This window comes from Pirellulales bacterium (genome assembly GCA_019694455.1).
In the GTDB taxonomy this organism is placed as follows: Bacteria; Planctomycetota; Planctomycetia; order Pirellulales; family JAEUIK01; genus JAIBBY01.
In genome coordinates, this window is the sequence record JAIBBY010000002.1 from 33,382 (window position 1) to 59,149 (window position 25,768).

The following is a 25,768-nucleotide window of genomic DNA, read 5'->3' on the forward strand; positions in this document are numbered from 1 at the left end:
CGTGGCGAAGTTCGAACCGGTGCTGCTGGCCAACATCGCGCGACCCGACAGCCACACGCTGCGCGTGTACGAGGAGACGGGGGGCTACCAGGGGATGCGCCGCGCGCTGACGGAGATGACCAGCGCCGCGGTGATCGACGTGGTGAAGGCGAGCAACCTGCGCGGGCGGGGCGGGGCGGGCTTTCCGACCGGGCTCAAGTGGACGTTCCTCCCCAAGGGACATCCCGGCCCGATCTACATGTGCATCAACGCCGACGAAAGCGAGCCGGGCACGTTCAACAATCGCTACCTGATGGAGCTTGATCCGCATCAGGTGCTGGAAGGGGTGATACTGAGTTCGTTCGCCACGCGGGCGACGACGGCATATATCTACATTCGCTACGAGTATCCGTTGTCGTACCAGCGCTTGCAGATGGCGATCGACGAGTGCTACGCGGCGGGGCTACTGGGCAAGAACATCCTAGGGAGCGATTTTTCGCTCGACATTTATTTGCATCGCGGAGCGGCGGCGTACATCTGCGGTGAAGAGACGGGCCTGATTGAAAGCCTGGAAGGCAAGCGAGCCTGGCCGCGCATCAAACCGCCGTTTCCGGCGGTCGAAGGCTTGTTCCACAAGCCGACGGTGGTCAACAACATTGAGACGGTCTGTTGCGTGAAGCACATCGTCGATCGGGGCGCCGACTGGTTCAAGTCGATCGGCGTGCCCGCCGATCCGAACAATCCGCGCGATCCGGGGAGCTATGGTCCCAAGCTGTATTGCTTGAGCGGCCACGTGAACAAGCCGGGTTGCTACGAGGCGCCGCTGGGGATCACCTGCCGACAACTCATCGACGAGTATGGGGGCGGGGTGTGGAAGGGACGGCGGGCCAAGGCCGCGATACCGGGGGGCATCAGCATGGGGCTGTTGACCGAGGCGGAGCTGGACACGCCGCTCGACTTTGCCGGGCCGGGGCGCGTGGGCTGCCTGGGGTTGGGCACGGCGGCGGTGGTGGTGATGGACGACCAGACCTCGATGATCGACTTTCTGCACAACAGTTGTCGCTTCTTCGCGCACGAAAGCTGTGGGCAGTGCACGCCTTGCCGCGAGGGGACCAACTGGTCGCTGCGGATGTTGGAGCGGATCAAGTTGGGCAAGGGGCGACTCAAGGATCTCGAACTGCTTTTGGAGATCGGCGACACGATCGGGATTATGCCGGGCACGACCATTTGCGGGCTGGCCGACGGCGCCGCGTGGCCGATCAAGAACGCGATCCGCAAGTTTCGCGGCGAGTTTGAAGACTACATCAAGCGCACCAATCCCCACGGCTACGAGCAAACGGCGCCGGCGACCGCGCTGCCAATCGTCACGGCGCACTAGGAAAGCAACAGGCATGGGCATCGTACTGGTAGACGGCCAAGAAATTGAAATCGGCGATCAGGAGCGCTTGAACGGCATTCAGGTCGCGCGGCGCGCCGGCGTGGACATACCGCGCTATTGCTGGCACCCCGGCCTGACCGTGGTGGCCAGTTGCCGTATGTGTCTGGTGGAGACCGGCACACGCAACGCGGAGACTGGCGCGATCACGATGTTGCCGAAACTGGTGCCCGCCTGCCAGACGCCGGCCACGCCGAACACGGTGTTCGTCACCACGAGCGAAAAGGTGAAGCAGGCGCGCGCGATCGTGGAAGAGGACCTGTTGATCGATCACCCGATCGACTGCCCCATCTGCGACAAGGCGGGGGAGTGTTACCTGCAAGACTATCACTTTGAGCATGGCCAATCGGAGCGACGAACCGACGTGCGGCCGTTCACCAGTCGGCGGCGCGAGATGGGGCCGACGGTCTCGTTGTTTGTCGATCGCTGCGTGATGTGCAGTCGCTGCGTGCGGTTCTGTCGCGAGGTGGCCGGCAGCAGCGAGTTGATGGTGATCAACCGCGGCGCGCACGAAGAGATCGACGTGTTCCCCAGCTTTCCGTTGGAAAACAAGTTGGCGGGGAACGTGGTCGATTTGTGCCCAGTGGGAGCGCTGGGCGACAAGGACTTTTTGTACCAGCAACGGGTGTGGTTCTTGAAGCAGCATCCGGGGGTCTGCACCGGTTGCTCCACCGGTTGCTCGATCACGGTGGAGGAGAACCAGGATCGGGTGTGGCGACTCAAGCCACGCGAGAATCCGCACGTCAACCAATTTTGGATGTGCGACGAGGGGCGCTACGGCTATCACCATGTCCACAGCAGCGAGCGATTGATCGGCGTGCAGGCGCTGCGCGGCGACCAATACGCAGCGGTGGAATGGTCCGACGCGCTGTTGGAGTTGGTGGGACAACTCAAAGACGCGGAGCGGCTGGCGGTCGTGCTGTCGCCGCATTTGACGGTGGAAGAAGCGTATCTGCTGGGCAAGTTTGCCCGGGCGGTGGACGCCAACGTCACGCTGGCGCTGGGGCCTGTGCCGGTGGTGGGAGACGACGAACGATTTAAGAGCGGTTTTACGATTCGCGCGGAGAAGGCGCCGAATCGGCGCGGCGTCGAGGAGGTGATTCGGCACTTCGCCGGCGACGTGCTGGGCTGGGAAGATTTCACGCAATCGCTGGCGAAGGAAAAATTTGGCGCGGTGTGGGTGACAGGGGGTTATCCCTCGGCCTGGATCGACGACAAGACTGCGGCGCGGTTTGCCGGCGTGGGGCTGTTGATCGTGCAAGACATGTTCGATTCGCCACTGTGGCAGCGGGCGACCCTGCGACTGCCGGGGGGCGCCTTCGCCGAGCGCGAGGGTTCGTATGTGAACTACGCGGATCGCTTGCAGTTTGCCCAATGGGCCGTGCGTCCGCCGGCCGGCGCCCGAGTGGAGGGGAGCGTGTATTGGCAACTGTTGGAGTTGGGGGGCCTTTACAAATCGCGGCGCGTGCTGGATGAGATCGCGGCGACGATTCCGTTCTTTGCCGCGGCGGCGCAAGGCGTGCCCGAGACCGGCGTTGATCTAAAGGCGGCGGCCACCCCCAGCACGGAGGCGGCGCTGAGCCGGTAGCGAGTCATGGCGGATCCTTCTTCAATGTCGATCTCGGTGGAAGCGATCGTGAAGATCGCGCTGCTGTGCGGTGGCCTGATGACCGCGGCGGCGTATCTGGTGCTGTTGGAGCGCTGGATCGCGGCGTGGGTGCAAGACCGCAAGGGACCGAACCGGGTGGGCATACCGCTGACCCGCATCAAACTGTTTGGCCTGGGTCAGCCGCTGGCGGACGGGCTCAAGTTCATCTTCAAAGAAGAGTACACGCCGAGTCACGTGGACCGGTGGCTCTACACGCTGGCGCCGGTTTCGATCTTGGCGGCGGCTTTGGCCACCTTCGCGGTGATTCCGTTTGGCAGCTACGTGCCGAAGTTCGCCGGCATCGATCATCAAATTCCGCTGGTGGTGGCGCCGGGCATCGACGTGGCGCTGGTGTACGTCTTCGCGCTGTCGAGCATGGCGGTGTATGGCGTGATTTTGGGGGGCTGGGCGAGCAACAACAAATACAGCTTCATCGGCGGGCTGCGTTCCAGCGCGCAGCTCATCTCCTACGAGGTGCCGCTGGGGCTAGGCATCCTCGGCGTGGTGCTGTACTCGGGCTCTTTGCGACTGGACCGCATCATCGAGCAGCAGGCGGCCGCCGGAACGTGGAACATCTTTGTGCAGCCGTTGGGCTTTTTGGTGTTTTTGATCGCGGCGTTCGCCGAGAGCGCGCGATTGCCGTTCGACCTGCCGGAAGCGGAGCAGGAACTGATCGGCGGCTATCACACCGAGTACTCCGGGATGCGGCTGCTTTTGTATCTCATCGCCGAGTTCCTGCACATGGTGACGGCGGCGGTGCTGATCACGATCTTGTTTTTAGGCGGGTGGCATTTTTGGTTCATCACCGGCAGCGAGGCGGCGGTGACCGGCTGGGGGCAGGCGATCTTGCGGGTGCTGGTGCTGTTGGGCAAGGCGCTGGGCGTGATCGTGTTCATGATGATGGTCCGCTGGACCTGGCCCCGATTTCGCTTTGATCAGCTCATGAACCTGGCCTGGAAGGTGATGCTGCCGCTGGGGCTGGTGAATCTGGTGGTGGTCGCCGTACTGGTCGAACTGTTCATGTCGGGCTACCTGCAAGGCGCCGGTGGCGCGTTTTGGATGATTGTGGCCGGGTGGATCACGCTGGTCGCCTCGGTGGCGGCCGCCGCGCTGGCCGCGCCGTGGTTCGCCGACAACCGTCCGCGGCTTGATCTGCCCGCCTCGGAAGACGCCTACCTGTTGCCGCGCTAAATCGGGAGCCAACGCACGTGAAATCGAACGACCCCGCCATCACCTGGGTGCCGGAGCCAAAGCTGGGGCTGGCGGGCAAGATGTATTTGCCGCTGGTGGTGCAAGGGCTGACGGTGACCACCAAGCATTTGTTTTCGCCGAAGATGACGGTGAGCTTTCCGGAGGAACGGCCGACGATCGGCAATCCGCTGATCTATCGGGGGGTGCACCGGTTGAACAAAGACGAGCAGGGGCGGGTAAAGTGCGTGGCGTGCTTCTTGTGCGCGACGGCTTGCCCGGCGCATTGCATCGACATTATTGGCGCGGAGAGCCCTTGGCCGGATCGGGAGAAGTACCCGGAGAGCTTTTCGATCGACGAGCTGCGCTGCATCTTTTGCGGGATGTGCGAAGAGGCGTGTCCGGTGGACGCGATTGAATTGACGAGCCTGTTCGACCTGACGGGGCGGAGTCGCGAGGAGATGATCTTCGACAAGGAAAAGCTGCTCAGCGTGTACGACCAGACCAAGGACGCGGAGCCGAGCCCCATGGAACGAGAGGCGGCCGCGCGATGAATTTGAGCGACGTGACAACCGATCAATGGATTTTTCTGGCGGCCGCGTTTTGCGGCGGTTGGGGACTGTGGCTGATGCTGCCGCGGCGCGGCCAGCGCGGCCGAGCGTTGGGGGCGGTGCTGGGCGTGGTGATGCTGGGGCTGCTCATGTCGCGGATCGACCGCCTGGGGGACTGGCTCACCGACAGCGTGTTTCTGGTGCTGGCGGCGGTGACGTTGCTCTCGGCGGGGGCGACGATCACGTTTCGCAATCCGGTGTATTGCGCCATCTGGTTCGCGCTGACGCTGTTGGGCGTCTCGGGGCTGTTGTTTTTGCAGGGAGCGCAGTTCTTGGGCGTGGCGACGCTGACGGTGTACGCCGGCGCGATTTTGGTGATGTTTTTGTTCGTGCTGATGTTCGCCAACCCCAGTGGGCGCGATTACTACGATCGGATGAGTTGGGAGCCGTGGCTGGCGGCGCCGGCCGCCGCGGTGATTGTGGTGGCGTTGACCGTGGTGGTGGTGCGCACGCTGACGCGCGACGAGGCGCCGGCGGCCGGGTCGCCGATCGCGGCGACGCAAATCACCGCCGCGGCGCGCGAGGCGGAGATTTTGGCGGGCGAACACATGGCGCACCTGGGGCGCCGGCTGTTCAGCCAGTATCTGGTGGCGATTGAGATCGCCGGCACGCTGCTGTTGGTGGCGCTGGTCGGCGCGGTGGCGATCGTGATGCAAGACAAGTCAAGCAAACACGCCCGACGCGAGGCGCGCCATGGTTGAAGAAGCGCTGTTGCAAAACTATTTGGTCGTGGGCGCCGTGCTGTTTGGGCTGGGCCTGTTGGGCCTGCTGACGCGGCGGAACATGATTGTGATGTTCCTGGCGGCGGAAATGATGCTGCAAGGGGTGTCGGTGAGTCTGGCCGCATGGGGCCGGTATCACAACGATTGGGGCGGCCAGATCCTGGTGATCTTCATACTCACCGTGGCGGCGTGCGAGGCGGCGATCGCGCTGGCGCTGGTGATGGGACTGTATCGGGCGCGGGGCACGCTGGACATGGTGGTTTGGCAAAGCTTGCGCGAAGACAACCAGCCGCTGTACGTGGATGAACAGTTGCCCGAGACGACGTTGGAAACCCACGCGTGGCCGCAACTAACGCCGGCGGGGGTGGAGCCGGCATTGCCGGAGATCGACACAAATTATCGGATGCGCGTTTAGCGCTGACATGGCGCGGCGCGAGAGTGGAATTGACGGATGGAAGAACGCATTGATTTGCTGATGGTCTTGATCCCGGCGCTGCCGCTGGCGGCGACGGTCATCACGGCCGCGCTGGGTCGCTATGTGCTGCGGGAGTTGAGTCACTGGCCAGTGCTGTTGGCCACGGTGACGGCGTTCGCGCTCAGCTTGGTGCTTTTGTACGACGTGCGGACCGCGGCCAGCGCGGCAGCGGAAGGGGCTGCGACTCACGCGCCGGAAGGCGACGGCGCGCACGGGCCAGCGGACGCGGCGCAATCGACGAACCGCAAGAGCGTGGGCTGGGAGCATGTGCGCAATCTGTGGACCTGGGCCAGCGTGGACGACGCTTACACCGGCTTGGACGTAAAGTTGCCGCACGAGCAGACACCCAGCGGCGCGGTGCTGGTGGGCAACCCCGACACGCAAGGATTTGATTTTCGGATCGACGTGGCGCTGCGGGCCGATCCGTTGACCTCGATCATGCTGTCGATGGTCACCTTGGTGTCGTCGTTGGTGGTGATTTACGCGATTGGTTACATGCACGGCGATCCGGGGTATTGGCGCTTCTTCACGTACGTGTCGCTGTTCATCTTCTCGATGACGATGTTGGTGTCGGCGAGCAACTTTGTGTTGCTGTACGCGTTTTGGGAAGCGGTGGGGCTATGCAGTTATCTGTTGGTCGGCTTTTGGTATGAGAAGCGCGCGGCTGCCGCCGCGGGTATGAAGGCGTTTCTGGTCAATCGCGTGGGCGATTTTTGTTTCGTGCTCGGGTTGTTCCTGATGTGGACCACCTATGGCACGCTGAACTACCACGACGTGACCACCCCGGACGGCGCGGTGCAGGTCTCTGGCGTCTTGGGGCAAAGCCGGTTGCTGGCCGACCCGGCCGACGCCTATGTGGGGGGGGGTGTGGGACTGGCGATTTGCCTGCTGCTGCTGGCGGGCGCATGTGGCAAGAGCGCGCAGTTTCCGCTGCACGTGTGGCTGCCCGACGCGATGGAAGGCCCCACTCCGGTGAGCGCGCTGATTCATGCGGCGACGATGGTGACGGCGGGGGTGTACATGGTGACGCGCTGCGCGCCGTTGTACTTGAGCGCGCCGGAGTCGTATTACGTGGTGGCGGCGATCGGCGCGTTCACGGCGCTGTTTTCGGCGATCATCGCCGTCACGCAGACTGATCTGAAGCGAGTGCTGGCTTATTCAACCATCAGTCAACTCGGTTACATGTTCGTGGGCCTGGGGGTAGGGACGCTGGCAGGGATCACGGCGGGCATGTTCCACCTGTTCACGCACGCGTTCTTCAAGGCGTTGTTGTTTTTGGCCGCGGGGAGCGTGATGCACGCCATGGGGGGCGTGATCGACATGCGCAGCTTCAGCGGCCTGCGGCGCAAGTTGCCGATCACGCACGCGACGTTTTTGATTGGCGCCTTGGCGCTGGCGGGGTTCTTTCCGCTGGCCGGCTTCTGGAGCAAGGACGCCATCCTCGGCGCCGCGCTCGACCGCTCGCGCGAGGGGGACGGCGCCGCGCTGTATCAATGGGTTTACTACGCCGGCCTGTTCACCGCCGCGCTAACTTCGTTCTACACCTTTCGCGCTTTCTTCATGACGTTCTACGGGCCGGAGCGCATCCCGCACGAGGCGGGGCATCACGCCCACGAATCGCCGCTGGTGATGACCGGGCCGCTGGTGATTTTGTCGGCGTTCGCGCTGGGCGTGGGCGCGTGGTTCGAGTACACCCACGGCTTCGCCAATTTTCTGGCGCTGGCGCCAAGCATGGCCTACGGGCCTTTGGTTCCGCACGGATCGCATCACTTCCATCTGGATGTCGCCACGATCAGCATGATTATCGCGGTGCTCGGCTTCATTGGCGCCTGGTACTTGTATCTGGGGGATCAGCGCGAGATCGATTTCCTCACGCGGCTGATGCAGCCGGTTTACCGGTTGTCGAGCGGCAAGTTCTTTTTCGATCCGATTTACAACGCGCTGATCATTTGGCCGGCGCGCACGCTGGCGACGTTTCTGTCGTGGCTCGACTGGCATCTGGTCGACGCCATTGTGAACGCCGTGGGTTGGTTGGCGCCGGCGGCGGGATCGCTGTTGCGGACGCTGGAAAACGGCGTGCTGCACTTTTACGCGCTGGCGATGATGCTGGCGCTGGCGATCTTGTTGCTTGGCGTGGTGATTTTGTAACGAGTGATTGGGATTTTCAGTCGTCGGTTCTTACTGCTTGCAAGGTTCGACCATGCCCGAAGCTGTTGACTTGTCCGTGCCGCTGGCGATCAGCATTTTGCTGCCGATCGTGGGCGCGATCTTGGTGTGGGTGGTGGCGGACGCCGGGCGAGGGGCGGTGCGGCAGGTGGCGCTGTGGACCTCGCTGGCCACGCTGGCGGTGGCGGGCTACATCGTGTTGCAGCAGGCGCGCGGCGCGGCGCAGTTCAAGCGCGCGTATGACTGGCTGGACACGGCGGCGGGGACCGGGGTGGGGATCCAGTTTTCGCTGGGGCTGGATGGGCTCAGCTTCTGGCTCTATGGATTGTCGGCGCTGCTGCTATTGGTATGCGTGCTGGTGAGTTGGGAGGCGATCCGCGACCACGCGGCGGGGTTCTACTCGCTGCTGTTGGTGTTGGGATCGGGCATGCTGGGGGTATTCGCCGCGCGCGACGTGATTTTGTTTTACGTGTTTTTTGAGTTCACGCTGATTCCGCTGTTCTTTTTGATCGGCATTTGGGGGAGCGAGGATCGGCGCTACGCCGCGGTGAAGTTCTTTTTGTACACGTTGGCCGGCAGCCTGCTGACCTTCTTGGGGCTGTTGGCGATCGTGCTGTGGAATTACTTCAACTCGCCCGACCGGGTGATGACGTTCAACATCGCCGCGCTGACCAGCGGCCTGGCGCGACATCCGATCGACGCGGCGCTGACCTGGGGTGGAATGTCGATCAGCGTGCAGGTGTTGATCTTCTTGGCGCTGTTCGCGGGGTTTGCGGTCAAGGTGCCGCTGTTTCCGTTTCATACCTGGCTGCCGCTGGCGCACGTGCAGGCGCCAACCGCGGGGAGCGTGGTGCTGGCGGGGATCTTGTTGAAGATTGGGACCTACGGATTCTTGCGGTTCAGCGTGCCGATGCTCCCCGACGCGACGGCGCTGTTTGCGCCAGCGATCGGTTGGCTGAGCGCGGCGGGCGTGATCTATGCGGCGCTGGTGGCGCTGGCGCAAAGCGACATGAAAAAGATGATCGCCTACTCCAGCGTGGGGCATTTGGGCTTTTCGATGTTGGGATTGTTCGCGCTCAATCGACTGGGCGCGGTGGGGGGCACGCTGCAGATGGTCAATCACGGCCTGTCGACCGGCGGCCTGTTCGCGCTGATCGGCATGTTGTACGAGCGCTATCACACGCGGCAGATCAGCGCGTATGGCGGCATCGCCAAGCGACTGCCGTGGTACGCCTTCTTTTTTGTGTTGTTCACCATGTCGAGCATTGGCTTGCCGATGCTCAACGGCTTTCCGGGCGAGTTCATGCTTTTCATGGGGGCGTTTCAGCGCGGCTTTTCTGGCGGCCCGTGGACCGTGGAAACGCAATTGCGCTGGATCGCGGTGCTGTCGGTGACCGGCATGATACTCAACGCCTGGTACATGTTGTGGCTAGCCAAGAGTATTTTGTATGGACCCTTGCGCGAGCCGCACGAGGAGCATGGCCATTCGGGGCAGGCTCCCGGACCGGTGCGCGATTTGAGCGGGCGCGAGATCGCGGCGCTGGCGCCGATCGCGGTGTTCATGCTGTGGATCGGCTTGGCGCCGAACATGTTCATTCAGCCGATGGAGCCCGCGCTGACGCCGGCCATCGCCGCAGCGAGCGCGAAGTTCGATAGCCTGTGGCATGCCGCGCCCACGGCCACAAGCGTCGCCCGCAAACAAGCGCCGGCGCTGGCGGCCAACCTGAAAACAACGAAAGACAACGATCGTGACCGCTGAGACCATCAACTATTTGCTGCCCGAGATCGTGCTGATCGCCGCGGCGACGGCGATTTATGTGCTGGGGGCGTTCGTGCCGGCGCGGGGGTTATGGAGCGCGTTGGCGGCTGGCGCGATGCTGTTGGCGGCGCTGCTCTTGGCGCGGGGCGGAGTGGCGTCGACCAGTGGGGCGGTGGCGACCGATCTGTTGGCGCAGTATGGCCGCTGGTTGGGGCTGGGATCGGGCCTGTTGCTGGTGATGATGGGCGCGCGGCAGTCGGCGCCAGGATACGGGTCTGAGATGACCGGTTCGTTGGTGCTGGCCACCAGCGGACTGATGTTGGCCGCGGTGGGCAACGACCTGGTGCTGTTGTTCTTGGGGCTGGAGATGATTTCGATCCCGACGTACGTGCTGCTGTACCTGGGCCGTCCCGGCGATCGCGGCAAGGAAGCGGCGGCGAAGTACTTTTTTCTTTCGATCCTGTCGAGCGCCGTGTTGTTGTACGGTTTCAGTTGGCTGTATGGGATGGGGGGCGCGACGCAACTGCCGGTGATTCAGGCGGCGCTGCTTTCGCATTCGCCCGACGTGGGGCTGGCGCGGCTAGGTCCCCTGGCATTGGTGCTGTTGTTTATGGGGCTGGGCTTCAAGATGGCGGCGGCGCCATTTCAGTTTTACGCGCCCGATGTATATCAAGGGACGAGCCACGGCAACGCCGCGCTCTTGTCGGTGCTGCCGAAAGCAGCGGGTCTGATCGTGCTGGTGCGCCTGGTGGCGGTCGCCATGCCGGGGCAGGAAAGGACCGCCTGGCATCTGGCGATGGCGCTGGGCGCCTTGAGCATGACGGTGGGCAACCTGCTGGCGGTGTGGCAGACGCACGTGCGGCGGCTGATGGCGTATTCGTCGATTGCGCATATCGGCTACATGCTGGTGGGTGTGGCGGCCGGCTTCGCGGCGACGCAAAGCCCGCAGGCGGGCGGCTCCGACGGGTTGGGCGCCATGCTGTTTTATCTGGCGACCTACGCGCTGGCGACGATCGGCACGTTCGCGGCGCTGGCGTACTTGGGAAGCCGCGAGCGCCCGATTGAAACGCTCGACGATCTGGCCGGGCTGGGTTGGAAGTATCCGATCGTTGGTCTGTCGATGGGGATCTTCATGTTCAGTCTGGCGGGCATCCCGATCTTCGCCGGCTTCTGGGGGAAGCTGACGGTGTTCTTTGCCGCGCTGCGCGTGGCCGAGGCGCCGGGGGACGCGGCGCTGCGCGGTTGGTTTTTGGCGCTGGTGGTGCTGGGCGCGCTGAACGCGGCGGTGGGGGCGTTTTACTATCTGCGGGTGATCGGCGCGATGGTGTTTCGCGAACCCGCGACCGAGCGCAGCGCCGGCGGCGGACTGGCCGCCTGGGGCGCGGCGGTGGCGTGCGCAGCGCTGGTGTTAGCGATCGGCATCTTGCCCGGTCCGCTGTTGCGCGAGTCGCAAAAGGCCGCGAATCTGGGCACGCCACGACCGGCGGGCACGGTGGTCGCGGGCGCTGTGGCGACGGTGGCGGAACGTGCGCGCTGACGGGCGACGATTTCCGCGCCGGCCTTGAGCAATTGCGGCGCCGCGAAATCAAACCGCATTGAGTTGGGCGTTGTCGCTGCAAGGCAGCGCATTCGACGCCAATTCCCAGCAGTATCCTCAAACAAGTGAGCGTTTGGCGCTCATGGACGTCGGCCCCGGCTTCGGTTGACAATGGAAGCTCGGACTAAGTGTGTCAGCATAGCGCGCCAAGAGCGAGGATCAGCATGAATAGCGCATGGCAGATTGAGCCACGTGGCGGAGCGATACGACTGGGCCCGCGTCCGATGGTTTGGTCGCTTGTATTTCTTCTCATGTCGCATTCCTATGCGATCGCTGTGGCGAATCCGCTCGAGAAGATTCGCGTGTCGTCCGACCACCGCACATTCGTGACGGCTAGCGGCCGCGCGTTTGCTCCCGTGGGGCTCACCTACTTTCGCGCGAACACGGGATGGGCGCCGCAGGTGTGGAAGCGGTTCGACGCCGAGGCGACGCGCCGCGATTTTGCCGTCATGAAAGAGTTGGGCGTCAATTGCGTGCGCGTCTTTCTCAGCTACACGTCGTTTTGCGATCAGTTGGGCCAACTGAACCCGGACGGGCTGACAAAGTTCGATCAGTTTCTCTCGTTCGCCGAAGAGGCCGGTATCTATGTGCATCCGACGGGCCCCGATCACTGGGAAGGCGTTCCGGACTGGGCCCGCGAGGATCAGATTTCTGGCGAACAATATCTGGAAACGATCGAAGCATTCTGGACGATGTTCGCCAAACGCTACGCCGGCCGGAATGTGATCTTCGCGTACGACCTGCGTAACGAACCGGCCGTGCCATGGGCCGCGACGCCGACGATGCGGCGGCGCTGGAACGAGTGGCTGCTCAAGCGCTATGTCACGCGCGAGGCGCTGGCGCAAGCCTGGGGCGTTGACGCCAGCGCCGTACCGCTGGGCGAGGCGCCAACTCCCGAGGACGAGCACAAGATCGGCAAGGCGGAATTGCTCGACTACCAGCTATTTCGCGAGGACCTGGCCGACGAATGGACCGCTCGGCAGGTCAAGGCCATCAAAGCGGCCGATCCCGACGCGCTGTGCACCGTGGGGTTCATTCAGTGGTCCGTGCCATCGCTCTTGCCGGGGTTGCGGCACTACTCAGGCTTCCGCCCCGAGCGTCAGGGACCACTGCTCGATTTCTTCGAGATTCATTTCTATCCGTTTTGTGACGGCGCCTATGAATATCAAAGCGCGGACGCCGAAACGAAAAACCTGGCCTACTTCGAAGGAGTCGTGCGCGAGTTGGCCCGACTCGGTAAGCCAGTGGTCTTGGCGGAATTTGGCTGGTACGGCGGAGGCAAACCGGTGTTTGATCGAGGGATTCACCCCGCCGCGACTGAGGAGCAACAGGCGCAGTGGTGCCGCCGCGTGGTCGAAACCGGGCAAGGGCTGATGGTCGGATGGTTGAATTGGGGGCTGTTCGATCAGCCCGAGGCAACCGATCCGAGCCAGTTCAGCGGTTTGCTAACCGCGACCGGCCAGCCGAAAGCGTGGGGCCGCGCGTTCGCCGAGTTGGCGGCGCGTCAAAGAGATGGAACTTTGACGCCGCGCGCGCTGGGGGAGCGTCCAGAACTCGATTGGAACCGCTGTCTGGTCGATGCGCAGGCCGCGGCGGAATTTCGCGCGGCGTACCTGCAAGCGTTTCGACGCGATATCGCCCGTTGAACCGCGGACGGCAGGCGGGCTAGCTGCGCGGGCGTGGTTGGTGCGCCATGCCGCCGGCGGCGCTATTCGTTTGCGCAGCGCGCTCGGCAGTAGCGCGGTTGCGAGTCCATCGCGGCGGCGCAAGAATTTTTGAAATTCTTGGTTGCGCGCGTGGCCCGGCGAGCGTCCTTGATAGTAGCCCCTGGAGAGGATTCGCAATTTGCAGCTTGTGGACCGAGCACTGGCGATTTTGGATGAGCACGGCCCACGGCTATTCGCCATGCTGGTTCGGTTGACGCTCCGCGCCGACGTCGCGGAGGAGTTGATGCAGGAACTGTTTTGCAAGTTGGCTCAAGACAAGCGCTGCGCTAGCGCCCGCGATCCGGCGGCCTATGCGGTTCGCATGGGCATGAATCTGGCGTTCGATTACCGGCGAGCGCAGCGACGGATGCGCACAGCGGAAACAGCGGCGGCTCCGTCCGCCGAGGCGATGCCTTCACCGCTCGGTCAGCTTGTGCAACGAGAAGAATTGCGCCGAATGCTCGACGCCATCGATCAGTTGCCGGTCGAAAGTCGGGAAGTCATCGTGCTGCGCTACCTGGAACGGCAGGATTACACAACCATCGCCGATCAACTTGACAAGTCGCCGCATCATGTGCGCGCGGTATGTCATCGCGCTCTATCTCGGCTGCGGGACTTACTCGGCGCGCAGCGGCCGTCAAAGGTGGGGGCTGTGTTGGAGACGAAACGTGAACACTGAAAATAAACAATTGCTGCGCGAAATGCGCCGGTTGTCGCGCGTCGCGCCGGATGTGGAGTCGACCGCTCGGGCGATCGCGCGCGCGCGGGGCGCGGCGCTGCGCGCGGCCGCCAGCGAGGCGCCACATACTAGGCAGCGGGTACTTGTGCGCGGCGCCTGGCTGGGCGTCGCCGCCACGCTATTGCTGCTCCTTGCTGGCGAGCGCTGGCTTGCGGGCCTTGGCTCTTCGCGAGCATTGGCCTTTGAGCAGGTGCAAGAAAGTGTGAACAGGACCAAGTCGGTGCAGTATGTGCAGCGGAGAAAGGACCGCACGAAGCAGAATCGATTGGCGCCGCAAGAGATGCGCGAGGTCATGATCCTGGGCGCGCATCGCATGCGGGAAGAGGTGACCACCACCACGGCTGGCGATCCATTGTCCGAGGGAGAAAATTGGGCATCGAGCCCAGAGGAGTACGTGTTGATTCACAACTACGGCACGGGCAAGTTCATCACGCTGTTTCCGAAAGCGCGGACGTTTGACGCGTCGCAAACGATTCTTGGCATCGACGTGGATAGCGGCGAAGTGAAGGAAAGCAAGATGAAGGCGCTTCCTCAGGCCGACTTTTACCAGCGATTGCGCGAAGTGCCGACCGACAAGGCCGAGAGGTTGCCTGGTCGCCAGATCGATGGCCGGGAGGCGATTGGCTTTCAGGTCGTGGAGAAATTGGAACGTCGCAACGGCGTCTCGACATCCACTCGCACGTATTGGGTAGACGCCGCATCGAAGCTGCCGGTGCGGATCGAAATATCACTACAGCACACGGACCCGATGATGGTGGACACAGAGTTCGTGCAGAGCGATTTTGTGTTCGACGCGCCGCTCGACGAATCGCTGTTCAGCACCGATCCGCCGCCGGGATATCGTCCGCAGTAGCGCGGAACGGGCCGTCGCTCACTCCGTATTGCGTCGCCGAGTCCCGCGCGCGGCGGGAAAATGTCGCGCGTCCAAGATCAAGCCGCTGGCGATCACTCCGGTTCTTCGGCCGCTGGCTCTTTGGGCTGTTTGATTCGTGAGCGCTTGGGTTTGGGCGCGGCGCGTTTTTTGGTTTTCTTGCCGGGCTTGGCGTCGGCATCATCGGTCATTTCTCCATCGGGCGTGGCGAAGCCACCGATCGGCGCACCGGCCGCTGCGGGAGGATTGGCGCCGTCGGGCGGGTTGTCGCCCGGCGGATTGCCAGCGGGCTGAGCGTCTGGATTGTTGGCGTTGTCGTTCTTGCCCGCGTCGGCGAGCGCGACGCCGACGGCGGGGGCGTCGGCCTGTTTGCCGGCCGGGCCGGGATCGATCAGCAGATAACCGGCCCAAAGAAACGGGTGGCTGGCCTTGAGCGCTTGGTCGCGCTGGCCGAGCTGCAGACGAGGCTCTTTGGTGGCGTCGATCTCGGCGTCGCGAGCAAGCACGACGCTGCGCTGCCAGGCGTTGGTGGCAGGGACGTGCGGCAGTTCTTGCACGAACTCGCGCATCAGATCGACGGACGACTGGCCGCCGGTGCGCCATTGGCTCAGAAGCACAGTGCGCGTGCCGGAGGCCAGCAAACCGCAAACGGTTTGAAAGATGTCGTCGCCGGCCAGGTCGAGCGCGGCGCCCTTGAGGCTGTTCTCGGCGGCGGAGTGAAAGCCAGGGACAAGCACCTGATCTGGCGCGCCCCAAGGGAGCATGGTCCAGTCGGCCAGCGAGGAGCCGGCGACTCCTTGATCGATTTCCAAGGGAGACCAGCCGTCTCCCTTCGTGCGGGTGTCGGCGTCGTCGAGCACGAGCAGCCGATCGATCACCGAGGCGTAGACATGCGATGGCGCGGGGGGGCGCTTGGTGAGCGGGATGACGCCGGGAACCGCGGCTTGGATGTCGGCCACGGCGGCGGCGGTGAGCTCTTCGCCCCCGCGGGGGTAGAGGCGCCCCGCGACGAGCAGGGTGCGCGCGTGCTGGGGCGCGCTGCGCGGATCGCCGACGGCCAGGCCGGTGGTGGGGGCGAAGCGGAGGCGATACTTGTCGATGAGCGCCTCGGTGTGATCCTGCGGGCCGATTTGCAGGGCCGCCCAGGGGACATACCAGAGGGCGCGGTCGGGGACGATGACCAGTTCTTGCACGGTGTCCGGGAAGTTGCTCTTGGCGCTGGCGGTGAACAGGGTGAACAGTTCGGCGGCGTAGCGGCGCCACTCGACGCCGGCGAGTTGTTCCTCGGTGAGGGCGCGATTGCCGTCGGTGAGCCCCATTTCGCGCAAGAGTTGCACCAGCTTGCGGTGGACGGAGGGGACGTCGCCAATGGGCCATACGTCGTAGTCGGTGGCGGTGACCAGAAAACCGTAGACGCCGGCGCCGGTGGTGAGGAACGAAAGCAGCGCCTGTCCTTGGGCCAGCGACTCTTGCACGTTTTTGAGGCTGCGCTGGGGCGGAAAGACGAGATCGGCGGGATTGCGGCGGACCGCCATCTCGCGTAAGACGCGTTCCTGTTCGAGGCAAACGGCGCCCAGGTTGGCCACCGCGTTGCCGAGCGCGCGCTGGGCCTCGGGGTCTTCGCTGGCCAGCGGCATTTGGGCCAGCGCGGCGCGCTGCTGGCGCGCTTGTTGGCTGAGTTGATCGTAGTTGACGAAACGCGTGGCGAGCCCTTGCCGATCGAGCGTCGATTGTTTGTCGAGCAGTTCTGGCGGACCTTCGAGCAGCCAGCGCAGGCCGAGTAACCGGCCGCCCAGGGGCTGGGCGCTCAAGAAACGATGGCGGCGCACGACATCGGCGACTTCGAAGGCGACCAGCTTGTCGCGCTCCAGCGCGGTGAGAAACCAGTTTTCGTACGACTGCGAGTGCGGGGTACACAGCGCGGCCAAGGCTTCGAGGGGATCGTAGCCCCAGTCAAAGCCATCGGGATCGCGCAGAACGCGTTGATACACCAGCAGGGCCGAGCGCGGCGAGAGCGTGCCTTGCATGTACATGCTGTCGGCCAGGTTGATCTGAAACAGCCAATGCGAGCTGCCGCGCTCGTAGGCCAGGAGATTGGCGAGGGCGGTGTCGGCGTTGGCGGTTTGACCGGCCTGATACAGGATGAGCGCGGTGACATAGTTCAGACGCGCGCCCACGCGGCCGCGGAGCATCGGGCGATTGCCGCTCGCCGAGCGGGCGGTGGCCAAGAGGTTTTGCGCTGGCTGCGTTTGGCCGAGCACGGCCATATTTTCGGCCGCGCCCAATAGCAGCGAGACGTGCAGTTGGCGCAGGTTGTTGGCCTTGGCCCAGGCCGCGGCGGCGACCAGCGGCGGATAGGGTTCGGGGCGGCCCGACATGAGGTGCGTGGTCAGGCCGAGGCGAAACGCCTCTTCGAGCACGCCGGGATCGGTGTATTGGCAGGCGGAATAGGTGGCCTCTTCAAAACAGCGGCTGGCGGTGGGGTAGTCGTTCTGCAACAGGGCGATGCGGCCAAGCTCCAACAGTCCGGTGGAGGTGAGCGGATGGTCGAACTGGCCGGCGACGAGCAGCGAGCGTTCCAAGATCGGGCGCGCCTGATCGAGCTTGCCAACGGCGGCATAGGCCAGCCCGAGTTGCAGATCGATCAGCGTCTCTGACCAGTGGTTGGGTTGCGTGGCGCGGCGCGCGAGCGCGGCCAGCACTTCTTTGCCGAGCGAATCGTGTTCGGCGAGCGGCCCCAACAACTCGCCGCGGCGGCGAATCGCCAGCGAGGTGCAACGGATGATTTCGAAGGGACGGATGGGAAACAATTGGGCGACTTGGACGACGCCGCCGCGCTGGATGACGTTGTTGTTGCTGACGCTGCCTTGCAGCGTGCGGACGACATCGGGAAAGTGGGCGAACTGCGCCGGGCGTTGCCGCTGCCCCCAGGGAATGGCCATGATCTGGTTGGTCGGCTGCAGCGTAGGGGGGAACTGGACGCGGATCATCCAGTCGTAGAAGGCGGTGTAGAGCTGCAGCGCCGAGTTGTAGTGCGAGAGGGCGCGCGACAGATCGCCCATCTGGTAATAGCACTCGCCGGCCATCGTGTGATAGCAGATCGAGTCGATCCAATTGGTTTGGGCGGTCTTGATCGCGCCGCGCCCCTCGTGCAGATACACCTTGAGGGCGTCGGGATAATCGCCGTCGTAAAAATCGCGAAAGATCTGGAGATAGAAGTCGCTGGGCGCCGCCATGCGGCCGGCGACTTGCGCGCGGGCGTCGTCGGGCGCGGCCAGCGCCAGCGCGATGAATAGCGACGCGGCTACCGGCAGGGCGCGCAGGTAAACGGCAATGAGGTGCGGCGAGCCAATGGCGCGCATGGCAAGCTCCTGTTGACTGACGGCGCCAGGATGGAATCGAGCGTGCGGTCTGTCTGGCGCCACTTGCCCCGGCTAGTTTCCACCATAGCGGCGCTTGCGCAGGCGTCAAAACCGCAAATGCCGAGCGGGCCGCGGCCAGGGCGGGCCGGGAGGCGGCGATAGCAGTTGTAACGGCTGCTCCGGCGACCGCGTGGGCGCTAGCCAAGCAGCCCGGGGATGACAGTTCCGCCGCCAGCGATCTTCATCGGACGGCCGTTATTGCTGGTGTAGGAGCGGTTAAGCGGTATGCCAAGCGCCGCCAAGGCGGTGGCCATCAGATCTTCGGCGGAGTGACTTTCGCTGGTCACTTGGGCGCCGTCTTCGCTGGTTTCGCCAATGGCGATGCCCCCTTGAACTCCGCAGCCACCAATCACCGCGCTCCAGGCGCGGGCGTAGTGATCGCGGCCGACATTGGCGTTGATGCGCGGCGTGCGACCGAACTCGCCCATCCAAAGGATGAGTGTGCTCTCCAACAGGCCGCGCTGAACCAGGTCTTCAACCAGCGCGCTCATGGCCTGATCGAGTTGTGGCAACTTGTCGTCTTTCAAGGTGTCGAAGACGTTTTGATGATTGTCCCAGCCGCCAAAATCGACCTCGACGAACGGCACTCCGGTTTCGACCAGTCGACGCGCCATCAGGCAGCCATTGCCGAGCGACGACTTGCCGTAACGCTCGCGGACCGCGTCGGGCTCTTGATCGACGCGAAAGGCCTGCATCTGCTGGCTGGTCATCACCGAGGCGGTCTTGTCGAGAATCTTGGCGTGGTCGGCGGCGGCCTGCCCGCGGCGCTGGCGAATGAAGCCGGCTTCGATGGTTTGCAGCATTTGCATGCGATCGGCGAGCCGTTTTTCAGCGTCGGGCATTTTGAGGTTGCGCACATCGCCATCGGTTCCGACGACGAAGGGGGCGTGCGACATGCCGAGAAAGCCGGGGCCCTCGCTGGGGCCACCGATGGAGACGAAGGGAGGGATTTGCAGATCCTTGAGTTCGCGCTCCAGCTCGCGACTGACCACAGCGCCATAACTGGGATGCGTGACATCGGGGTTGGGAATGTATCCGGTGTGCAGATAGTAGCGGCCGCGATTGTGATCGGCCTCGCGCGTGCTCATCGAGCGGACGATGGACAAATGCCGCATGACCTGGGCGACTTTGGGTAGGTGCTCGCAGATTTGCACGTCGCCAGTGGTGGCAATGGGTTTGAAGGGGCCGCCGGTGTCGGCGCCGCTCTTGAGGTCCCACAGGTCGATGGTGCTGGGTCCGCCCCCCATCCACAGCAAAATGGCCGACTTGTGCTGGCGTTTGGGGTCGCGAGCGCCGGCGGCCAGCGCGGTGGTGAAGTGGTTGGCGGCGGCCAACATGGCGCCCCCCGCCGCCAGATGCGCGGCGAAGTGGCGACGGGTCATGCCGCGTGGAGTTGTGGAGAAGGTTTGCATCTGGGTTGCTAGGTCACGATGAATGGACGTCACAATTGGCGTGACGACTTTGGCTGGTTACACCACACGTCGAGGCACGGCTTGATCTCTCGGCTGCGTATCGGGGCGATGGTCTTCCGTTGAATTCTAGTGATTGAGGATGAACTCGTTGCTGTTGAGCAGCGCCCACCAAATATCTTCGAGGGCGGCCTTGGTGTCGCCGCGGTGATTGAGCCAGACGCGCTGCGCGGCGGACAACTCCTCCTTGCCGGGGGGACGACTGAAGGCGGCCAGATAGAGCTGACTGATCTTGTCGCGATCTTTGCCGCTGGCGGCGGCGAGGTCGTACAGAAAGGTTCCTTCCTTGGTGGAGATGGCGTTGCGCGTCAGTTCGCCATTCATGAGCATCAAGGTCTGCGTGATCGTGCCATTGAAGGTGCTGGCCTCGTCGTTTTCGTCTGTGCCGTACGAAATAGTGAACTGGTTCAGCCACTCGCGCTTGCGACGGTCGTGGTCGGCATCTCCCTTTTTCTCCGCGCGCGTCGCAGTCACCAGCGACTCGTAAAGCTCCTCGGGACGCATCTGCCGCAGGTAGAAGCGGCTGAAGGCGGGCTTATTGCCGGTGCCCGGATCGTCGGCCTGGTTCTTTCGCCCCGCCTGACTGGAGAGCGCGTACGGCTCGCTGAGCACCAACCAGCGCATGAGTTGTTGCAGGTCGAACTGCGTGTCGCGCAGGCGATCGGCCAGGCCTTGCAGCAGATCGGGGCGCCACACGGGATTGTGCGGCCCCATGTCGTCGACCGGTTGCGTGAAACCATATCCGAAGAAGTGCGCCCAAAGGCGGTTGACGATCGCCAGCGGAAGTTCGGGCGACTTCGCAATCAGCTCGGCCAGTTCATCGCGGCGGTTCACGTCTTCGACATAACCGCTGGGTTTGATCTTTTGTCCATCGATGAAGGTGGGCTCCAGCACGCCGATGAGGGTGCCGTTGCGACGCTCGAAGTAGATCTCGCCCGACTCGGGATCGTTGCCCTCGCCGGCAAAGTCTTCATCTTCCAGCCTCGCGCCGACGACTTGCGTGCCATCGAAGGTGCGCAGCCCGCGCGCCTGGCGGAAGAAGGCGTTGAAGCCCCAAAACTGCTCTTGCTTCCAGGTGTTGAAGGGGTGGTCGTGGCACTGGGTGCATTGCACCTGCACGCCAAGAAAGAGCTTGGCGGTCTTGGTGGTGGCGGGCGTAGCCTTCTCTTGCAGGTTGTCGAGCAAGAAGTTCACCGCGCCGTTGAAGCCTTCTTCGTCGGGCTGATTGGCGCCGTTGGCCGACACCAATTGGCGAACGAACTGATCGTAGGGCAGGTTGGCGACGAAGGCGCCGTGCAGCCAGGTCTCTAGCCCTTCGCGGCTGACCAGCCCGCGACGATCGCCGTCGACACGGCGCCCGATGAGCAAGTTGGCCCAGATGCTGGCCCAGTTGCGGGCGTACTCGTCGCGGTACTCGGAGCCGAGCAGTCGGGCGACCAGCTTGGCGCGTTTGTCTTTGGAGCGGTCGCTCAGAAACTGGTTGGTCTCGTCGACGCTGGGGATACGTCCGATCAGGTCGAGGAAGACGCGCCGCGCCCATTCGCCATCGGTGGCGTGGGGCGAAGGGGTCAGCTCGGCGTCGCGCCAACTTTGCGCAAGCTGCTGGTTGATGAAGTCGATGGTTGGATCGTCGCCCGGTTCTGGGACGGACGCTTGCGGTTTGGAAGGGACCGCCGACGGGCGCTTTTGACGCGCGCTAGTGTTATCGGCCGCGGCGGACCAGGAGGCCGCCAGAATTGAGAAGGCTGCCGCCAGAACGACCATCGACCACAGTCGCCAACCGAGTCGGCCGGCCATAAGAAACCTCAGCCGCAATGGCGTGTTTAAGAGAGATAGCGCAGGGAATGCCCCGATGGTTCGATTTTATCGCTGGATGGCAGGAGGGGCGAAAAAAAAGAGAGCCTTGTCGGTTCCGGCGACAAGGCTCTCTGGTGTTCAATTCTGCAACACCTGATCGATTTTGATACAGCATTGCAGTACTGTCGATGGCCGGACCAGCGTACCTCATCTCTGTCCGGCCCCGCGTTGGCTCGCACGCGTGTTCCGTTTTCTGGCCCTAATCGCCCCTTCTGCCCCTGTTCCGAAGGGCAGTTGGGATAAAGATTTAAGGAGTAAACGGTCTTCTCTGTTCTGACCCCGAAAAGCCTCTGCTCTGTTCCGCGTGCGAGTCGCTTGCTTCTCGTTCCGCCAGACTGATAAAGCAACCCGCGTGCCAAGGGGATTACTCTGGCCACAAATCGAGCATGCTGGCGAGCCTGGGGATGAAGATGGCGGCGCCGACAATGGCGGCGGTGATCGAGGCCAAGAGGACGGCGCCGCTGCCCATATCGAGGGCGTCGCGCATTTGGCTGTTGTATCGATCGGTGACGACGCGGGCGATGGTTTCGAGCGCGGTGTTGAAGAGTTCTGCGACCAGCACCGCGCCGATGCAGAGGGTGAGCAGACACCATTCGAGGCGGCTGACTTCGAGCACCATGCCGGCGGCGATGACGATTGCCGCCACGAAGAAGTGGACAAAGAAGTTGACTTCGCTGCGGACGCCGCGGCGCAGGCCGCGGAGCGCGCAATTGAATTTTTCCGGCCACGATTGGGGCCGGCGAGGGGCGTCGTCGGTGGCAGGTTCTCGCATGGCGGTGGCGTGCGTGGCTCGTGACGTGGGCGCTGCGCCGCGCGCGACGTTGGTGGCGCTGCCGGTCATTGTAGCCCCACGGTGTCGGCCGGGTTGGAATAGCCACGCAGGCGGCCGCCGGGCAAGAAGCGCGGCTCGACCATGAAGGTCGCGCCGACATTTCCCTTGCTGGCGTCGACATTGAAGCCGGCGCTGACGATGAACGATTCGCCCAGCCGAGCGATGGTGAAATTCTGGCCGATGTTGCCGTTGCCGCCAATATCGAACGAGGTGCCGAACGACGACAGCCACTTGGGGCTGAGTTGGTAGGTGTAGTTGGCGATCAGCACCTGATTGCGGAAGGGGGTTTCGACATTGGCCAGATCGGGGCCTTCCAGCCAGCGGAAGCCGACGAACAAGCTGCCGCGTGGCGGACGATTCAAGTAACCGCCCACGGTCCAGATTTTTTGGCCGTCGTGGAAGAAATCAAAAACGCCGTCGGAGACGATCGTGGTGCGGTCACCGATGTACCAGTTGTAATCGTAGTTCAATAGGCCGAACGATTGGCCGAAGTTGTCGCGGTTCTTGGCGGGGAAGTAGGTGACGCCGGTGTTGAAGGTCATCCAGTCGATGATCCGCCGCTGGCCGGGCAGGCCACGTTTGGTTTGCAGGCGTTGGAAGAGATTGAGCTTGAGCGTGGCGAAGTCCTCGGCGATTTCGGCCACCGGCGAGGTGACCGAGTCTTGAATGCCATAGCGCAAGGCGTAGAAGCGCGGATCGAATTGGGTCGGCACATTGCCATCGGGGAGCGGGCCGCCAAAGGTGTTGAAGGTGAAGCGGCGGCGGTACTGCTCCAAGTTGTTGTCGTCGATCTGGTCATAGAGCGGCAGATCGGTCATCGACTGATTGGCGCCGGAGAAGGCGGCGTCGGCCTCGAGGGTGACCTTGTGCGCCAGGCCATGCACATTGAACAGCGAGCTTTCGACGGACGGATTGGCGGCCCAGAAGGGGATGGAAGTGCGCACGCCGGCCTGGCCATAGAGTCGGTTGAGCGGATCGCCGGACAGGTCTTGGCCCCAGCGGGCAAGTTCGCCCAGCGCGTAGGGGACCACCTTGGCAGGCCCGAGATCGAAGGGCAGGTCGACTTCGTTGCGGGTGACCAGGCGCTCTCCGCTGCGGTTTTGTTCCCAGGGAAACCAGACGAACTTGGCGGCGTCGATGGGATTGTCGGGGAAGGCCGCCATGCGGAACTGCGAATAGCCCAACGCGGTGTGCTCGTAGAACGTCAGGCTGTCGTTCAAGAACGATTGGCCGAGCCAGAAGTGGTCGAAGCGGGCCTGCTGCGTCTCGCTGAAGAAATTGTTGAGGCGCGACTGCGTGCGCAGCGACCAGGAGCGGTTGTTGACCAGGCGGCGCAGTTCGAGCGTGGTGCTCTCGTCTTTGAATTCGTCCCACTCGCGCTCGTAGTACTGCTCCAAAAAGTTGCGGTCGCTGATCCAGCCAAACTCGCCCGAGAGGATGAAGTTGTTTGGCAAGAGTTGGCGATGGCGATTCAGCACGCGCCAGCGATAGTTTTTGGGGAAGGGAACGTCTTTGCGGTCGCTGCCGAGGGTATCGCCAACGCCGGTGTCGTTGATGGCCCAAGCGTCGAGCAGGCCGGAAGTGGGTCCGCCGAGACCCAGGAAGTTGGGCCGGGTATAGGTGAAGGTGGTGCCGTGACCGAGTCCGCGCTCGCTGAGGTAGTCGGCATGCACGCGCCAGTCGGTGCCCTGCGGCTTGTTGCGAATGCCAAGCAGTTCCCACACTCCAAAGGAGGTGAGGACCTGCGTGCCGAAGATGCGGTCGTTGCGCAGTTGAATGCGCTTCAAAAAGAAACTGGGGTCGCTCAGGTCGGCGGCGAACACTGGCCAATAGAAGACCGGCACGGCCCCCATGTAGACCAAATTGTTGCGGCTGGAGATGCTCTGCCGATGATCGACCAGCGGCTCTCCCTCGGCGTTGACGGCGGGCAGACCGGTGGCGGGATCGATCAGCGGAAATTGACTGTCGGTGAACTCGATCTCGCCCGACTGAATGCGGTAGCGCGGGGCGCCCAGTTGGCTGGAGGTGGCGAAGCTGTCGCGCAGAAGGAACCGATCGCGACCGGTGATCTGCACCAACTGTGATCGCAGGCGGAAGGGTTGGCCGATCAGCGGCGCCTCGGTGCGCAGTTCGCTGTTGAGCACAATGCCGTTCTCATTGCGCACGTTGTAATACATGCGATCGGCGTGGATCGTGCGCTCGCCCTCGCGGAAGACGATGTTGCCTTCCAGGTACAGCTCGAGCGGTTGATCGAGCGGTTGCAGCGTGCCGGCGCGGATGTCTGGTGTTTGGCTGTTGGGCTGTCGCTCGTTGCGCATCCAGATCACCGCGCGATCGGCGGCGATGTCGAGCGCGCCGAGGCTGCCGACCCCTTGCACGATGATGTTGATGCCCGAGTCGATGGTGGCCACCCACTCCGATTGATCGGCGCTAGGGAACCATTGAATCTGCGGTTCGACGCTGCTGCGCGGCAAGACGAGCACGCGGCGCGTGCCGGCGGGCAAACTATTGAGGACGGCGTCGGGCTGTTCGACGCGTGGGCCGGGCGCGACCATCGGCGGCGCCGGGAGGGGTGAAATCGCGGGGGGCGCGATTTGTTGGGTTTCTTGCAGGCCGCGCTGCTTGGGGTCGCGAGCGCGGCTGGCGCGATGAAAGACTTCGGGACGCGGCAGGGGATCTTCGGTCGGTGGCGGCGTCTTAAGGCGGAAGGCGCTGACGGTGTCGAACTCGCCGAGCCAGGTGGCGTCGTCGATCGTCGCGCGGCGACCATCTTCGCCGACAAACGTGCCGCGCACCGCGCCTTCGAGATAGGTGATGGCGCGGGTATGCACCGCGGCGCCGTCGGGCTCGCGCAACACCCAGATGACGGCGCGATCTGCCTGGGCCGACGAATCGTGCTGCTCGATGCGGCAGGCGTCGAGCGTGTAGACATCGTACTCGCCCAGGCGCCAATGGCTGGCGCGGTCGGCGGAGATGGTGAGCGGCAGGAGCGGATCGGGGATCGGCAGATCGACACTGGCGCGCGCGATCCAGGGCGCGAGGAGCCACAGCGCCAGCGCCAGCGCGCAGCGCCACAGCGCGGCGCGATCTTCGCGCAGCGCTTGGCACGAGCGACTCGTTCGACTCGCCGAAGGCTTGTTCAGTGTTGCGATCCCTTGCCCGCGCGATGCCCTGGTTGCAGACGAGCCGGCGACGTCCCAAGACGTACGCCAAGCGGCTGTTAGGAAGAGAACGGGGGCGCCGCGCCGGGCGGGGATTGTAGGAATGGCGGTCAGCCAGAGCAAGGCATCTT

17 protein-coding genes are annotated in these 25,768 nt (G+C 63.7%); 12 read left to right on the top strand and 5 right to left on the bottom strand.

Annotation, left to right across the window (positions count from 1 at the left end; all coding sequences use genetic code 11):
- Nucleotide 1 precedes the first annotated feature (1 nt).
- From nuoF to K1X71_01515, 12 genes are all read left to right on the top strand, one after another.
- Complete coding sequence (gene nuoF / locus K1X71_01460; GenBank protein MBX7071788.1) at nucleotides 2-1,357, top strand: NADH-quinone oxidoreductase subunit NuoF; 1,356 nt, start codon at nucleotides 2-4, stop codon at nucleotides 1,355-1,357.
- Nucleotides 1,358-1,370: 13 nt separating this feature from the next.
- The gene (locus tag K1X71_01465) at nucleotides 1,371-3,002 is read left to right on the top strand and encodes a 2Fe-2S iron-sulfur cluster binding domain-containing protein (GenBank protein MBX7071789.1); all 1,632 of its coding nucleotides are present in this window, start codon (nucleotides 1,371-1,373) and stop codon (nucleotides 3,000-3,002) included.
- Between the two features lie 24 nt (nucleotides 3,003-3,026).
- Entirely contained in the window at nucleotides 3,027-4,253 is a 1,227-nt protein-coding gene (gene nuoH, locus K1X71_01470) for an NADH-quinone oxidoreductase subunit NuoH (protein MBX7071790.1), read from the top strand.
- A 17-nt stretch (nucleotides 4,254-4,270) separates the two neighbouring features.
- Complete coding sequence (locus tag K1X71_01475; protein MBX7071791.1) at nucleotides 4,271-4,804, top strand: NADH-quinone oxidoreductase subunit I; 534 nt, start codon at nucleotides 4,271-4,273, stop codon at nucleotides 4,802-4,804.
- The gene (locus K1X71_01480; GenBank protein MBX7071792.1) at nucleotides 4,801-5,562 is read left to right on the top strand and encodes an NADH-quinone oxidoreductase subunit J; all 762 of its coding nucleotides are present in this window, start codon (nucleotides 4,801-4,803) and stop codon (nucleotides 5,560-5,562) included. The genes K1X71_01475 and K1X71_01480 overlap by 4 nt, the downstream gene beginning before the upstream one ends.
- On the top strand, nucleotides 5,555-5,998 hold the full coding sequence (gene nuoK, locus K1X71_01485) for an NADH-quinone oxidoreductase subunit NuoK (GenBank protein MBX7071793.1): 444 nt from the start codon (nucleotides 5,555-5,557) through the stop codon (nucleotides 5,996-5,998). The genes K1X71_01480 and nuoK overlap by 8 nt, the downstream gene beginning before the upstream one ends.
- Before the next feature lie 36 nt (nucleotides 5,999-6,034).
- The gene (nuoL, locus tag K1X71_01490; GenBank protein MBX7071794.1) at nucleotides 6,035-8,206 is read left to right on the top strand and encodes an NADH-quinone oxidoreductase subunit L; all 2,172 of its coding nucleotides are present in this window, start codon (nucleotides 6,035-6,037) and stop codon (nucleotides 8,204-8,206) included.
- 52 nt (nucleotides 8,207-8,258) lie between these two features.
- Nucleotides 8,259-9,983: an NADH-quinone oxidoreductase subunit M gene (locus tag K1X71_01495; protein MBX7071795.1), complete on the top strand. Its 1,725-nt coding sequence runs from the start codon at nucleotides 8,259-8,261 to the stop codon at nucleotides 9,981-9,983.
- Nucleotides 9,973-11,520, top strand: coding sequence for an NADH-quinone oxidoreductase subunit N (locus K1X71_01500; protein MBX7071796.1), 1,548 nt, complete (start codon nucleotides 9,973-9,975; stop codon nucleotides 11,518-11,520). The genes K1X71_01495 and K1X71_01500 overlap by 11 nt, the downstream gene beginning before the upstream one ends.
- Before the next feature lie 335 nt (nucleotides 11,521-11,855).
- The gene (locus tag K1X71_01505; protein MBX7071797.1) at nucleotides 11,856-13,226 is read left to right on the top strand and encodes a glycoside hydrolase family 5 protein; all 1,371 of its coding nucleotides are present in this window, start codon (nucleotides 11,856-11,858) and stop codon (nucleotides 13,224-13,226) included.
- Nucleotides 13,227-13,425: 199 nt separating this feature from the next.
- The gene (locus tag K1X71_01510; GenBank protein MBX7071798.1) at nucleotides 13,426-13,965 is read left to right on the top strand and encodes a sigma-70 family RNA polymerase sigma factor; all 540 of its coding nucleotides are present in this window, start codon (nucleotides 13,426-13,428) and stop codon (nucleotides 13,963-13,965) included.
- Nucleotides 13,955-14,878: a hypothetical protein gene (locus K1X71_01515; GenBank protein MBX7071799.1), complete on the top strand. Its 924-nt coding sequence runs from the start codon at nucleotides 13,955-13,957 to the stop codon at nucleotides 14,876-14,878. The genes K1X71_01510 and K1X71_01515 overlap by 11 nt, the downstream gene beginning before the upstream one ends.
- 92 nt (nucleotides 14,879-14,970) lie before the next feature.
- On the opposite strand, the gene K1X71_01520 is transcribed toward K1X71_01515, so the two are convergent.
- The 5 genes from K1X71_01520 to K1X71_01540 all read right to left on the bottom strand — a co-directional run bounded on the left by K1X71_01520 (nucleotide 14,971) and on the right by K1X71_01540 (nucleotide 25,760).
- Nucleotides 14,971-18,258: a CHAT domain-containing protein gene (locus K1X71_01520; GenBank protein MBX7071800.1), complete on the bottom strand. Its 3,288-nt coding sequence runs from the start codon at nucleotides 18,256-18,258 to the stop codon at nucleotides 14,971-14,973.
- A gap of 197 nt (nucleotides 18,259-18,455) precedes the next feature.
- Nucleotides 18,456-19,700, bottom strand: a complete 1,245-nt coding sequence (locus K1X71_01525; GenBank protein MBX7071801.1) for a DUF1501 domain-containing protein — start codon at nucleotides 19,698-19,700, stop codon at nucleotides 18,456-18,458.
- A gap of 156 nt (nucleotides 19,701-19,856) precedes the next feature.
- Nucleotides 19,857-21,551: a DUF1549 and DUF1553 domain-containing protein gene (locus K1X71_01530; GenBank protein MBX7071802.1), complete on the bottom strand. Its 1,695-nt coding sequence runs from the start codon at nucleotides 21,549-21,551 to the stop codon at nucleotides 19,857-19,859.
- A gap of 457 nt (nucleotides 21,552-22,008) precedes the next feature.
- The gene (locus tag K1X71_01535; protein MBX7071803.1) at nucleotides 22,009-22,485 is read right to left on the bottom strand and encodes a diacylglycerol kinase family protein; all 477 of its coding nucleotides are present in this window, start codon (nucleotides 22,483-22,485) and stop codon (nucleotides 22,009-22,011) included.
- Complete coding sequence (locus K1X71_01540) at nucleotides 22,482-25,760, bottom strand: organic solvent tolerance protein OstA (protein ID MBX7071804.1); 3,279 nt, start codon at nucleotides 25,758-25,760, stop codon at nucleotides 22,482-22,484. Before K1X71_01540 ends, K1X71_01535 begins: the two co-directional genes overlap by 4 nt.
- Nucleotides 25,761-25,768: the final 8 nt, after the last annotated feature.